This window comes from Acidobacteriota bacterium (assembly GCA_009838525.1).
Taxonomy (GTDB): Bacteria; Acidobacteriota; Vicinamibacteria; order Vicinamibacterales; family UBA8438; genus VXRJ01.
This window is the reverse complement of record VXRJ01000035.1, coordinates 221,042-234,384: the sequence shown is the minus strand read 5'-3', so window position 1 is coordinate 234,384 and position 13,343 is coordinate 221,042. Positions and strand designations below refer to the sequence as shown.

General features: G+C 68.8%; 11 protein-coding genes. 6 read left to right on the top strand and 5 right to left on the bottom strand.

Annotation, left to right across the window (positions count from 1 at the left end; translation table 11 throughout):
• Window positions 1-545 precede the first annotated feature (545 nt).
• From F4Y45_16425 to F4Y45_16410, 4 genes are read left to right on the top strand one after another with little or no spacing between them, the layout of a single operon-like run.
• The gene (locus tag F4Y45_16425; protein ID MXY26089.1) at window positions 546-1,769 is read left to right on the top strand and encodes a glycosyltransferase family 4 protein; all 1,224 of its coding nucleotides are present in this window, start codon (window positions 546-548) and stop codon (window positions 1,767-1,769) included.
• Complete coding sequence (locus F4Y45_16420) at window positions 1,766-2,752, top strand: NAD-dependent epimerase/dehydratase family protein (GenBank protein MXY26088.1); 987 nt, start codon at window positions 1,766-1,768, stop codon at window positions 2,750-2,752. The genes F4Y45_16425 and F4Y45_16420 overlap by 4 nt, the downstream gene beginning before the upstream one ends.
• Window positions 2,743-3,954 carry a glycosyltransferase gene (locus F4Y45_16415; protein MXY26087.1) on the top strand — a complete coding sequence of 404 codons (1,212 nt, stop codon included), beginning with the start codon at window positions 2,743-2,745 and terminating at the stop codon, window positions 3,952-3,954. Before F4Y45_16420 ends, F4Y45_16415 begins: the two co-directional genes overlap by 10 nt.
• A gap of 14 nt (window positions 3,955-3,968) precedes the next feature.
• Window positions 3,969-5,816, top strand: a complete 1,848-nt coding sequence (locus F4Y45_16410; GenBank protein MXY26086.1) for a hypothetical protein — start codon at window positions 3,969-3,971, stop codon at window positions 5,814-5,816.
• Window positions 5,817-5,844: 28 nt separating this feature from the next.
• On the opposite strand, the gene F4Y45_16405 is transcribed toward F4Y45_16410, so the two are convergent.
• A complete protein-coding gene (locus F4Y45_16405; GenBank protein MXY26085.1) occupies window positions 5,845-6,501 on the bottom strand; it encodes a class I SAM-dependent methyltransferase in 657 nt (218 codons plus the stop codon).
• Between the two features lie 111 nt (window positions 6,502-6,612).
• Between F4Y45_16405 and F4Y45_16400 the strand changes: the two genes are divergently transcribed.
• Window positions 6,613-7,644, top strand: coding sequence for an HYR domain-containing protein (locus F4Y45_16400; protein MXY26084.1), 1,032 nt, complete (start codon window positions 6,613-6,615; stop codon window positions 7,642-7,644).
• Between the two features lie 48 nt (window positions 7,645-7,692).
• Here the strand turns inward: F4Y45_16400 and F4Y45_16395 are convergent, their stop codons facing one another.
• The 3 genes from F4Y45_16395 to F4Y45_16385 are packed head-to-tail and all read right to left on the bottom strand — an operon-like array spanning window position 7,693 to window position 10,120.
• A complete protein-coding gene (locus tag F4Y45_16395; GenBank protein ID MXY26083.1) occupies window positions 7,693-8,469 on the bottom strand; it encodes a hypothetical protein in 777 nt (258 codons plus the stop codon).
• A gap of 10 nt (window positions 8,470-8,479) precedes the next feature.
• The gene (locus F4Y45_16390; GenBank protein MXY26082.1) at window positions 8,480-9,499 is read right to left on the bottom strand and encodes a glycosyltransferase family 2 protein; all 1,020 of its coding nucleotides are present in this window, start codon (window positions 9,497-9,499) and stop codon (window positions 8,480-8,482) included.
• A 9-nt stretch (window positions 9,500-9,508) separates the two neighbouring features.
• Window positions 9,509-10,120, bottom strand: coding sequence for a DedA family protein (locus tag F4Y45_16385; protein MXY26081.1), 612 nt, complete (start codon window positions 10,118-10,120; stop codon window positions 9,509-9,511).
• A 69-nt stretch (window positions 10,121-10,189) separates the two neighbouring features.
• Between F4Y45_16385 and F4Y45_16380 the strand changes: the two genes are divergently transcribed.
• A complete protein-coding gene (locus F4Y45_16380; protein MXY26080.1) occupies window positions 10,190-11,623 on the top strand; it encodes a thioredoxin domain-containing protein in 1,434 nt (477 codons plus the stop codon).
• Here F4Y45_16380 and F4Y45_16375 read toward each other — a convergent pair.
• The gene (locus F4Y45_16375) at window positions 11,606-13,333 is read right to left on the bottom strand and encodes a CRTAC1 family protein (GenBank protein MXY26079.1); all 1,728 of its coding nucleotides are present in this window, start codon (window positions 13,331-13,333) and stop codon (window positions 11,606-11,608) included. The two genes, F4Y45_16380 and F4Y45_16375, sit on opposite strands and share 18 nt — an antisense overlap.
• Between the last annotated feature and the right edge of the window lie 10 nt (window positions 13,334-13,343).

Sequence of the window (13,343 nt, the reverse complement as noted above, 5' to 3'; positions counted from 1 at the left end):
GTTCGCGCCGTCGAGCGCCCGGACCCGCCAGAAGTACTGCTGCTCGGCATCGAGCGGCGGGATCTGGTACGACTCGGTGGAGTCGCCGGACGGCGCCACCTGGTCGGCCGCGTGGACCAGCATATTGAACGCGTTGGATGTAGAGAGCTCAATCTCGTACCAGAACGGCCGTTCGCTGTTCGACGTGGCGGCGCTGAATTGAAGCGTGATCGGTTGATCGGTCACCCTGATCAGCCCACCGCCCGCCGTCGCCGGCATCGGTGCGCTGATGACCACTCCCTCGATGGGGCCGGCAATCGACGGACTGAGCGGATTGCGGCTCTTCTCGACACCACAGCCCACCAGGGCGGCGACGGAAGCCGCGATGCACCAGCACACTGCAAGACCCTGACGGCGCGTAGTCATTCTCCCTCGTTATCGGATGATTGGTTCCCGTCGGTGACAGCAGCCCGACGGGTCACCGGCGGCCGGCGTGCTATACTGCGCGGGCTTCAGGGCGAGGCCGATTCAGGCCACCGACCAGCCCGCCGGGACGGCCGAACAGCGTGAACGCTTCCGCTCGGATCCTGATGCTCGCGCCCGAACCGTTCTTCGAGCCGCGAGGCACCCCTTTCAGCGAGTATCACCGAATCAAGGCGCTGTCGGAACTAGGATACCGGATCGACCTGGTGACCTACCCCCTGGGCGCCGATGTCGCGATCCAGAACCTGGAGATTCACCGTTGCGCCCGGCTGCCGTTCGTCCGGCGCGTGCCGGTCGGTCCTTCGATCGTGAAGGTCTTTCTCGACCTGCTGCTGACGATCACGGCGACGCGCCTGGCGTTCAACCGGCGCTACGCGGCGATCCACTCGCACGAGGAGGCGGGATTGCTCGGGGTCTGGCTCGCGTCCTGGATCGGCGTGCCGCACCTGTACGACATGCACTCCAGCCTGCCGCAGCAACTCCGCAACTTCCGCTACACGCGGCTGGCGGTGGCGCAGCGACTCTTCGAATGGGCGGAACGGACCATGGTGGAGCGTTCGCGGGTAGTCGTCACGATTTGCCCGGAGTTGCAGGACACGGCAATCGCGCTCGGCGCGGGCGACCGCGCCCGACTCATCGAGAACGTGATGGGGGGCGACGTTGATCACGCTGCCGGGACGCCGCGGGATGCGCTGCGCGCACGCTACGGGCTCGAGGCGGATCAGCCGGTGCTCCTCTATGCCGGAACCTTCGAACCGTACCAGGGTCTGGACCTGTTGATTGACGCCGCAGCACGCCTCCACGTCACGCACCCCGACGCGTGCGTCCTCGTCGCCGGCGGCACTCCGGTCCAGGTGGACGCCGCCCGGGTCCGGGCCGAACGGGCCGGCAGCCCCCTGGTCTTTGCCGGACAGCGCCCGCCAGAGGAGATTCCCAGCTTCGTCGCGGCCTGCGACATCCTGGTTTCGCCGAGAATCAGCGGCACTAACACGCCACTCAAGATCTACTCGTACCTCCGATCCGGACGGCCGATCCTGGCGACCGACCTACGCACGCACACTCAGGTGCTGACCCCGGAGACGGCGCGGCTCGTGCCGCCGGATCCCGTCGCCCTCGCCGAGGGAATGGCGGAACTGATCGATCAGCCGGAGGAACGGACGCGGTTGGCCGAGGCGGCACGCGCCCTCGCCGAGGTGCGTTACAGCCGGGCCTCCTACCTGTCGCGCACGGCGGCCGCCTACGCGCACCTGCTCGACACGCCGCCCGACGCCGGCGACGGCCCGGGGACGGAGACGGGCCGGGCGTGAGTGTCCTGGTCACCGGCGTGACGGGTTTCACGGGCGGTCATCTCGCCCGGCACCTCGCGGAACGGGGGCAGTCGGTCCGCGGCCTTGTCCGTCCGGCGAGCCGGGACCGAGCCGGGGCGCTGTCGGCGAATGGCGTCGCGATCGTCGCCGGCGACCTGACCGACGCCGCATCGCTCCCGCCCGCCTGCGAAGGCGTGGACATCGTCTACCACATCGCCGCCACCTACCGGACGGCGGGACATTCCGACTCCGCGTACCACGCAGTGAACGCGGAGGGCACGCGGGCTCTGATAGCGGCGGCGCGAAAGGCGGGCGCGCGTCGCTTCGTCCACTGCAGCACGGGCGGCGTGCACGGCCACATTGAACGGCCCCCGGCGAACGAGGACGCCCCGCTCGCGCCGGGCGACGTCTACCAGGCATCGAAGCTCGAAGGTGAGCGGATCGCGCGGGCGGAGGGCGAGGCGGACGGCCTGGAGGTCGTGGTCGCCCGGCCCATCGGTATCTATGGGCCCGGCGACACCCGCTTCCTGAAGATGTTCCGGGCGATTGCGCGCCGCCGCTTTCCGATGATCGGGCGCGGAGAGGTGTTCTATCACCTCACCTACATCGATGACCTGGTCGAGGGCTTCCGGCGCTGTGGCGAGATTCCTGCCGCCGCCGGGCGGACCTACCTGCTGGCCGGACCGCGCTACACGACCCTCGCCGAGCTGGTCGGGATGATCGCGGCGGAGTTCGGTGTCCCACCACCCCGCTGGCGAATCCCGGTGGCCCCGGTCTGGCTGGCGGGAGCGCTTTGCGAGTTGCTCTGCGTCCCGTTCCGGATCGAGCCGCCACTCTACCGCCGCCGCGTCGATTTCTTCACCAAGAGCCGCGCCTTCGACGGATCGCGCGCCCGCCTTGAACTCGGCTTCGAACCGGCGATCGATCTGCCGGAGGGGATCCACCGGACCGCCGTCGGGTACCGTGAAAGGGGATGGCTGTGACGGACCGGCGTCTGAACATCGTCCAGATCTGCGATCACCTCGGGTGGCCCGGCTCGCGCATGCACGGCGTCAAGCGGCTGTTCGCCTGGATGATCCCGGCGTTCGACGTGACGCGCTTCAACGTTACGCTGATCAGCCTGCGGGCGCCCGACACGTCCGGGGATCGGCTGGAGGACTACGGTGTCGACGTGACCTACCTGTCGCGGTCCAAGTTCGATCCGATGACGCTGCCGGCGCTGCTGGCGGAGCTGGACCGGCGCGACGCGGACGTCCTGCACCTGCATGGCTACGGCGCCACGACGTTCGGACGCCTCGCCGCGGCGCGGCGCGGCTTGCCGGCGCTGCTCCACGAACACGCGAACCTCACCGATACGCCCTGGTTCCAGAAGGTGGCGGACCGGTTGCTTGCGCCTTACACCGACCTGGCGGTCGCCGTGTCGCGCTCGACCGCGGACTTCGTCACCCGCGCGCGCCTCGTACCCCCGGCGCGCACGCGCGTCGTCTACCTCGGAGCGCCCGTCGCGGAGTTTGCGCGATCCAGCAGCGACGCGGAGGTTCGAGCGACGCGGACGGCGCTTGGCCTTCCCGCCGACGGCCGAATCGTCGGAACCATCACCCGGCTCATGCCATCCAAGGGCAACGAGTACCTGGTCGCGGCGGCGCCGCGCGTGCTCGACGCCGCACCCGACGTCCATGTCTGCATCGTCGGCGAAGGCGAGCTGCAGGCCGACCTCGAACGGCAGGCCCGTGAGCTGAACGTGGCGGAACGGGTCCACTTTCCCGGCTTCACGCGCGACGTCGCGGGGGCGCTCAGCGCCTTCGACCTCGTTGTCTTCCCCTCGCTTTGGGAAGGGACGCCCCTCACCGCGTTCGAAGCGCTTGCCGCCGGCCGGCCAATCGTCGCGACCGACGCCGACGGGCTGTCAGACATCCTGCATGACGGACACGACGCCGTCGTCGTCCCCAAGCGCGACGCGCCGGCGCTCGCCGACGCCATCCTTCGGCTGCTGGGCGACCCGGACCGCCGGGCCACGCTGGCCGCGGCCGCCAAAACGACCGGGGCCGGGTACGACATCCGCACGTTCGTCCGAAAGATGGAGCGGCTCTACGAGCTGATGGATACGCGCCGGCGGGAGGGGCGGCCCCGCGGCCTGGCCGACGCCGACCTGGAGTTTCTGACGGCGACGGCCCATCCTTCATAATTGGGCGACGAGCCATGCCGATCGAAACCGGCGACCTCGCGCCCGCTGCTACCCCGCCGCCCGCGCCGCGCCGTTGGGATACCGGCCGTCTCGCCGCGATCCTGCTGCTGTTTGCCGGGGCGTGCGGCGCACTGTCGATCGACATCGCCCGAACCGGCTTCGGACTCAAGGGCGACGAGGCAACGTACGTCGCCATGGCGCTCAGCGCCGCGTACGACGGCGACCTCGTCTACGAGACGGAAGACATCGCCCGCTTCTACGAGGTGTACGAAGAAGGCCCGTCGGGGATCTTCCTGAAGACCGGTGCGGGCGACCAGGCGGGGTACGACCGGCTCTACTTCGGCAAGGCGTACGTCTATTCGGTTATTGCGGCGCCGTTCGTCCGCCTTTTCGGCCTGAACGGGATGTTCGTCCTGCATGTCCTCCTTTTTGCGGGGATGGGCTTCGCGGCCTACGCGTTCGTAGCGGCGCGGTCGCGGCCCGGCCCCGCACTCCTGTACGTCCTCGCTTTCTTCGGCGTGTCGATCGTGCCCGTGCACGCGGTCTTTCTCAGCTCCGACTTCTTCCATGTCGCGGCGGTGACATTCGCCTACTTCCTCTGGTGCTACAAGGAAGTGGCGCCGCCGCGCGACGGCCCCTGGGGCGCCTTCCTCCGCGGACCGGCATCCGACATCGCCGCGGCGGCAATCCTGGGGCTCATCACCTTCTCCAAGCCGTCGCACGTGCTCCTGATCGTCCCGCTGCTTGCGCTGGCCGCGCACCGGCGGCGGCTCGCGCACGCCACGGCGATCGGCGTCGTCTTCGCCGCCGTGACGGCAGGCGGCTTCCTGAGCAATGCGGCGATCTCCGGCGAGATGAACTACCAGGGAGGCAACCGCAAGACCTTCTACGACACCTACCCCTTCGAGCGCCCCGAAGCGACGTTCGACGCGCTCGGCGTCGCGATGACGACGAACGAGATCATCGTCGACGAGCCGTCGCTAGCGCGTAGCGCCGTGCTGCTCGCGGAGAACCTTCGCTACTTCGTCGTCGGCCGGCACTTCGGGTTCCTGCCGTTCTTTTTTCCCGGCGTCGTCGCGGTGACGCTGTTTCTGCTGGTGCGTGGCGACCGGCGCCCGTGGCAATGGGCGATCCTGGGGACCTTCGCCTTCACGGCGGTCGCCCTCGCGGCCTACATGCCGTACACCTGGTCGGGCGGAGGGGGACCGCCGGGCAACCGGTACTTCCTGAGCGTCTACCCGGTGCTCCTGTTCCTGACGCCGCGGCTTGGCTCGTTCATGCCGGCCGTCGCCGCGTTCGCCGGCGGCACGGCGTTCATCGGGCATGTGCTGATCAATCCGTTCAGCGCCGCGAAGGAACCGTACCTGATCGCCGAGCGTGGCCTGCTGCGCGCCCTGCCGGTCGAGCTGACGATGATCAACGATCTCCCCGTTTCGCTCGACCGGCGGCGCAGCCGGATTACCTACGACTCGGAGCCGGAGCTGATGATGTATCTGCTCGACCACAACGTCCACCCGTCGAGCCTCACCGAGTTCTGGGTGAACGGCCGGCGGCGGGGTGACGTCATCCTCCGGAGTCCGAAACCGCTCGATGCGGTGACCGTGACCATCGAGTCGCCGGTCCCGAACCGGGCGACGATCAGCCTGGGAGGCGACTCGGCGACCCTGGAGCTTCAACCGGGAGTCGAGGCGACGGTCACGCTCCGGTCGCGGGGCGTCTACTCCCTGCGGCGCTGGGCGTACGTGCTGTCCGTGGAAACCACCTCCGGTTTCATTCCGAAGCTTGGCCGGCTCGGGTCGGTCGACGCGCGGTACCTTGGCGCGCAAGTCAGCCTGACGCCGCACGCTGACGGCGGGATCTAGCCAAGGCAGCCGGTCTCGTCGAATCTGATTAGCGGTCTGCGGCGTCGGCGCTACGAAGCCGAGCAACGGCGTAGAAGTTGGTCCGGAAACGAAGGGGAAACCGGTCCGGATTGAAGAGCGCGACAGCCAGAACGCCGAGCTGCCCCAATTGCGAGCGGACTTTATCGACGAAATACCGATTGACGACGGGAACGTCCAGGAACTGCAACGAGAATCCCGCCGCCCGGAACCGCCTCTGCAGTTGGCCAAACGTGTGGAGGGAGCAGTGATCCGACTTCCACGCCGTGAAGCTCCGCCAGCGAATGGTCTCGAATACCACGTTCGTCATCTTGTTCGGTGTCTGCAACACGTAGCAGCCGCCCGGACGCAGGACGCGCCGAACTTCCCGCAGATGCTGATCAGTATCCGGAATGTGCTCCAGCACGTCGAAGCTCATGACGACGTCGAAGTGCTGTCCGAACGGCAACGCCGCACCGTCAGCCTGGACGAACTGCACGTCGGGTAGCACGGCGGGCGGTGTGATGTCGCAACCGACGACAGTGGCGCCGAGACTGCGAACGTACTCGCTGAGGTAGCCGTTGCCGCAACCGATCTCCAGCACGCGGCGATCTCGAAGCGGGACACCGCTCACCTGCAGCGCGTGGAAGTTGGCGCTGCGGTTGCCGAAGGCATGCTTCGCCGACATGCGGGTCGGAGCGTACTACATCAGTGTCGCCCGATGGAGGCGGCCGCGGCGCGGCCTCTGAGCGCACGACCACCAGACACCGCAGTCGACGGCGGGCTATAGTACCGGGCCTTGTCGCTCACGCCCCTCTGGCGCCGCCGCTTGGCGCCGTATCCCGCACGCCGCTCGGTGGCAATCCTCAGCCTGCTTCTGGCCGGAGCGGGTTGCGCGGAAACGACTACCCAGCCGACCGCTCCGACGTCGTTCCCACCCGATAGGGTGCAAAGCCTCGCTCTCGTCTGCCCGGTCAGCCCGCCAGTCGAATCGCCCGATGGCGGGCCGGCCCGCGTCACCTTCGATCCGCCGACGATTGTCGGCGGACTCGCTCCGGTTGACGTCAACTGCACGCCGCCGTCCGGATCCGGATTCCCCCTCGGCCGGCATGCCGTCACGTGCGAGGGAAGAGACCAACTGGGACTGACCGCCAGTTGCTCGCTGGAGGTCACCGTCTTCCGCCGGCTTGAGGTAACCCGGATCCTGGCGTTCGGTGACAGCCTGACCTACGGCGCCGGCGTCACGCCGACCACGGCGTATCCGGCCGTGCTCGAGACCCTGCTCCGGAGCCGGTACCTCACCCAGGAGATTACTGTCGCGAACGAGGGGCTGCCGGGCGACAACGCGGTCGGCGCGCGGCCGCGGTTCGAAGCGGCCCTAGGGCGCCACGACCCGCACGTCGTACTCATCATGCAGGGAACGATCGACGTGGATCGGGAGCAGGGCATGGCCGCGGCCGACGCGATCCGGCGCATGGCGCTCGCAGCGAGAGAGGGAGGGCGGGATCCGATCATCGCGACGATTCCACCGCAGGGCTCAAGACACACGTCGGCTGCCCGGGTCGAACCGTACAACCAGCAGATCCGCCAGATCGCCGCAGTGAACCGTGTGCCTCTGGTAGACGTCCACCGGATCATTCGAGACGGCCGCTGCAGCGACGCCCCCATGGGCCGGTCCCCCGATTCGTTCCCTTGCCTGGCGGCAGACGAACTGCACCTTACGCAGGAAGGCTACGCCCTCGTCGCACGAGGCTTCTTCGAGGAACTGAAGGCGCTGTACGAACTCGACGCCGCCGATGGCCAGCCGCGATTGTCGCGCGACCCGCGTTGACGGACGCGTTCCGTCGCGCGGACGCGTCCGGTCGCGCGGCCGCCTCGCTCAGAAGCGGAAACGGAAGCCCGCGCCGGTCTGGACGTTGCCGGCGTTGGCGGTGATCGTCGCCTCGCCCCGGCCCGGCAGCTCGACCGTCGCCCGGGCGAATCGAACGAAGTAGCCGAAGCCCAGGTGCCGGGTCGCCATGAACACCAAGTCGATCCCGACGTGGCCACCGATGGCGTTGCGCCGCTGCTCGCCCGTCTCCGCTTCGAGCCCTATCTGCTCGAAGTCCGGGGGCGCCCCCTCCCGGAAGAGCAATCCCACCACGGTGTCCTGCGTCACGTTGACGGCGGTTGGTCCGCCGGAAAGGGTCAACTCCATCCGCTCGCTCAGTGGTATCCGCCAGGCCGCGAACAGGTGGACCGCAAGCTCCTCGCGCTCGAAGGCGAACTCCTGCGGCGGCGGCATGCGGGGCCGTTCGGCCTCCAGCGGATGCGGCACCGCACCGGCAAATGTTGCCGTGTCCGCGACCCGCATCCAGCTGACGGCTGCGCCCAACCCGAAGCGATCGTCCAGGTGAAGCATCAGGCTGGCATCCGCCGTCGGACCGCCGTCGAGTGAGTGGAGCGTTTCGAACGTCGCCTCCTCGCCGTAGGCCTGCTCGGTGGAACGAGCGCCGAAAGCGGACGGCGCCGCCTGGAACGCGCCGTTCAGTTGCACCGTGATGCGCGGCGCCTGGGCGGCGGGCGGGGTCGCTTCCTGGGCGGTGGCCGGGGTCACGCCCGTCAGGAGACAACTCAGGGCGACGATGCCGGACAGAAGGCAAGACCGGTTTCGCATCACGGGACGATCACCGAACGGGCTGCCGCACTTCGGCTTCGGCGCCAAGCGGAGCCGTCTCCGACCGCGGGGCATCGGCGGGCGGTTCGAGCCGCTCCCGCACGGCAAAGATGGGCTTGCCCTGGGACTCGTGGTAGGTGCGCGCCTGGAGTTCGGCCAGCAATCCGAGCGTGACCAGTTGCATGCCGGCGAAGATCAGCAGGATGGCCAGCAGAAGCAAGGGTCGGTCGGCGATCCCCTGGTCCGTGAACAGCCGGATATAGCCCAGGTAGCCGGTCAGCACGACGCCGATCGCACCCAGGAGCAGCCCGGGAGGACCGAACATCTGGAGCGGACGCGTCGAGTAGGTCAGGAGGAATTTCACCGTGAACAGGTCGAGCACGACGCGCACCGTGCGTGACAACCCGTACTTGGACTGGCCGGCGCGCCGCGCGCGGTGGTTCACCACCATCTCGGTGATCCGCACTCCCTGCTCGCTCGCGATCGCCGGCATGAACCGGTGCATCTCGCCATAGAGGCGCATCGAGCGGACGACGTCGCCGCGGAAAACCTTGAGCGAGCAGCCGTAATCGTGCAGCCGAACGCCGGTGGTACGCGAAATGATCCAGTTCGCCAACCGCGACGGGAGGCGGCGGGTGAGCCACGGGTCCTTCCGGTCGCGGCGCCAGCCGCAGACGATGTCATTGTCGTCGTTCAGCAGGTCGACCATCGCCGGCAGGTCGCCCGGGTCGTTCTGCAGGTCGCCGTCCGCGGTGGCTATCAGGCGTCCCCGCGCATGCGCAAAGCCCGCCGCGAACGCCGCGGTCTGGCCGAAATTCCGGCGCAGGCGAAGCACTCTGAGGCGCGGGTCCGCCGCGTGCAGCGCGCGCAACCTCTCGAATGTCCCGTCGGTGCTGCCGTCGTCGACCAGGATCAGCTCGTACGGCCGGCCCCACCCATCGAGCACGTCCGTCAGCTCGCGGTGCAGGTCCGCGACGTTCGGCTCCTCGTTGTAGAGCGGAACGACGACCGACAGTTCGGGAGTCGTCACGGCATCCGATTATAGGTGGCCGGCGCGCGCCGCGTTCTGCGTCCGCCGGCGCCAGAGCAGCCAGCCCGCCGCGCCCACGACAATCAGGACCGCGATCGCCAGGGCGACAGCGCGGCCGTTCTCTTCGATGAACCCGATCGCCTCCTCGCCGTACAGAATCGAGAGGACGCCCACAGTCAGATAGCGGAATCCCCGCGCCACCGCGAGCGTCACCGTGAACTTCCAGACGGGGACGGCGGCCACCCCCGCCAGGAGGACGAAGATCTTGAACGGCGCGGGGGGCGGCAGGATCGACGGCACGGCGATCGCCAGCACGCCGTACCGCCGCGACAATTCGAGCGCCCGTTCGACCCGCGGCCCGCTGAATCGCCGGCGGACCAGCGCCTCGCCCCCGCGCTTGCCGATGGAATACAACACCAGGCAGCCCGTAACCGAGCCGAGCGTCGCCATCAGAGCGTAGAAGGGCATCCGTTCCGGGTGCCCCACGACGAGCAGCACGACCAGCAGGTCGTTGATCTCGGGGAGCGACAGGAACGACGAGTCGAGGAAGGCGACCAGGAAGAGGCCCGGCCCCCCGATGCCGAGTGCGAAGGCCTGAACCCAGGCGACGATACGCGTCACAGACGGCGGATTATAGACGCTGCCGCACGGTCGGCGCGAAGGATCCTTGATATCCTTGCGGACCGTAGCATGCGCGGCAAGCCCGTCTCCGTGGTCGCCGTGGCGTTCGTCCTGGCCGCCGCTCCGGCGTTCCCGCAACCGGTAGAGACGTCACCGCTCGCCATCTCCGGCGCTCGACCCGACGCCCAGGGAGGCACCCTGACCATCACCGGGACAGGGTTCGGCTCTACTCCCTTCGTCACCCTCGATCTCGTCCCGCTCATCGTCCGGTCGGCCACCGACGTCGAAATCGTCGCCAACGCGCCGATCTCCCTCATGCCGCCCGGCGACTACATCCTGACCGTCAGCCGCGGTTCGGACCCCGGGGACCATGCCTCGCTCGACGTCGCCCTGCACGGCGGCGTGGACGCCGGCGGATCATCGCCCGCCGACCGCTCGGCCACCGGGCCGGGGCGGGCCCCGGCCGGCGGACGCCGCGCCGCTGACGACACGGACGACGCGGAAGGCCCGGGTCTCGCCGCGACTCCGGACGCGGTCGCCGCGACGGTCGGCGACCGGATCATCACCGTGGCCGAGGTCGATCGCGAGTGGCGCCGGCAGGATCCGGGCGGCTTCATCGCACTCGCCCGCGAGATCCACGACACCCGGTGGCGCTTCACGGACGAGCTCGTGGCCGAGGAGCTCATTGCCCGCGAGGCCGAGGCGCAGGGCCTGACGCCGCAGGAGTTGATGGAACGGGAGATTCCTCCGCGGGTCGTCGAAATGCCGGAATCGGCCGCCCAATCACTCTACGCCGACCTCGGGACTGCCACGCGAGGCTACAGCTACGAACGGATGAAGCCTGCCTTGCGGGCCTGGCTGGAACGCGTGACGGCACGAGAGCTGGCCCGGATGAACTACCTGGAGGAGTTGATCGCGATCTCCACGAACGCCGAGCTGACTCTGGACCCGCCCCGCATCGCGGTGGAGCGGACCGCGCAGGACGCCGTACTCGGTCCGGAGGGCGCCCCGGTCGAGCTGGTTGTCTTCGGCGACTTCCAGAACGCTGACTATGGCCGGTTCGCCACCGCGTTCGGCCGCGTGCGGGAAACGTACGGGGACCGGATCCGGATTGTGTTCAAACATCTCCCGCCACCCGATCGCACCGCGGCCATCCAGGCGGCGCAGGCCGGGCAGTGCGCCAACCACCAGAATCTGTTCTGGCCGTTTCACGATGCCCTGCTGTCACGGCCAGCGGTGCTGAACGCGAACCGCCTGCGGCAGGCGGCGGTCGAGGCTGGTCTGGATGCCGGCCAGTTCAGCGCCTGCCTGACGAGCGGCGAGACGCGTCCGGCGATCATGGACGCCCTGGACGAGGCGATACGCTACGGTCTGCACACCAGCCCGGGCTTCCTGGTCAACGGCCGGCTCGCACCGGAACCGCCTCCCTTCCTGCCGCCCTTCGAGTACTTCACGCGGCTCATCGAGGAGGCGCTTCTGCAGGTGTCACGGGACCGCCGCTGACGGCCGCAGGCCCTCCGCCTCGTCGATGACGATCAGTCGATTGGGAACGATATCCGTGAACCGTTGGCTACTGCCGGAAGGCCAGACGACCTCGAGCGACTCCACCACCGTATCGCTGCCGATCCCGAACGTGAGTGGCAACTCGCTCTGCGAGGCGTAGCTCGATCCGCTACGAACCGTCCGCCGCTGCGTGCCGGACGCGCTGGCAATCCGGACCGTGGCTCCGATGCCGAGCCGGTTCGAGGGTGTCCCGGCGAGCCGGACCCGAAGCCAGTTGCTTCGGTTGCCGCCATCGTTGCGCAGCAGGCGCGCCGGACCGTTCAACGCGGTGAGCACGATATCCGGATCGCCGTCGCCGTCGTAATCGAGGTAGGCCGCGCCCCGACCCATGGCGGGCCGGCCAAACGCTTCTCCAACCGCCGCGCTGACGTCGTCGAACGTGCCGTCACCCTGGTTCCGCAACAGCAGGGGCGGCTGACTGAGCCGCGCCCGCGCATCCAGCATCCCCTGCGATTCATCGGTCCCGCCGTTGGCGGCGAAGATATCGAGGAAGCCGTCGAGGTCGACATCCAGGAAAAAGACCGCCCAGGTAACCGACTGGTAGCTGGCCCGGCCCACCGTCGACCGGGGAGCGGCGTCGACAAACAACTCGTCCCCGGTGGCGCGGTAAAGACCGAGCATCTCGTGGAGGAAGTTGCCGACCAGGATGTCCGGCCTTCCGGACCGGTCGTAGTCGGCAGCGTCCACTCCCATGTTCGCGCGCGCCCGCCCGCGCTCGCTCACCGCGACCCCCGAGCGCAGCGCCACGTCGGTAAACCGTCCGGCGCCGTCGTTCCGGTACAGCTTGGCGGGTACGCGGTCGCTGCCGACGAACAGGTCCGGCCAGCCGTCGGCGTCGTAGTCGAGCACGGCGACGCCCATCGCCTTGTCGGTGGGATCGTCGAGTCCGGCGGCCCCGGTGACGTTCTCGAACCGACCGCCGCCGGTGTTTCGGTACAACGTGGGCGCGACGGGTCCGTACGCGTCGGGGCCGCAATAGCCCGGAGGATCGCCGCAACCCGTATCGGCGTCCGGGGACCAGTCGACGTAGTTCCCGACGAAAAGGTCGGCCAGTCCGTCACGGTCGTAGTCGAGCCACGCGGCGCTGACCGCGAACCGGCCATCCCCGATGCCCGCGTCGAGTGTAACGTCGAGGAAAGTGCCGTCGCCGGCGTTCCGGTAGAGCCGGCCGCCATCGACGGTGGTCAGGAAGACGTCGTCGTAGCCGTCGTTGTCGTAGTCGGCGACGGTTGCCCCCAGCCCGTAGACATCGGCGCCATCGAGGCCGCTGCCGCTGAACACGTCGCGGAACGTTCCATCGCGGTTGTTCCTGAACAGCCCGTGGCGAGTGTCGGCGGACGAGCCCCAGCCCCGGCCGTTGACGAACAGCAGATCCGGCCAGTCGTCGGCGTCCAGATCGAGCACGGCGACGCCGCCGCCGAAGAGTTCCGGGTACAGGTGACGCCCACTTGCGCCGTTATCGTGCGTGAAGTCGATGCCGGCCTGCACCGTGGCGTCGGCAAACGTGACGGCGAAGGGAGTCGACCCTGGCTGGGCCGCAAGGGTGGCTGCGCAGAATCCCAAGGCGGCGCCGGCCGACGCTGACGCAACCGCACGGCTAAGACTCCGGCCGCCGCGCGGTCCGGAGGAGACCGGAGCGGGCGCGTGGATCCGCGCCCGT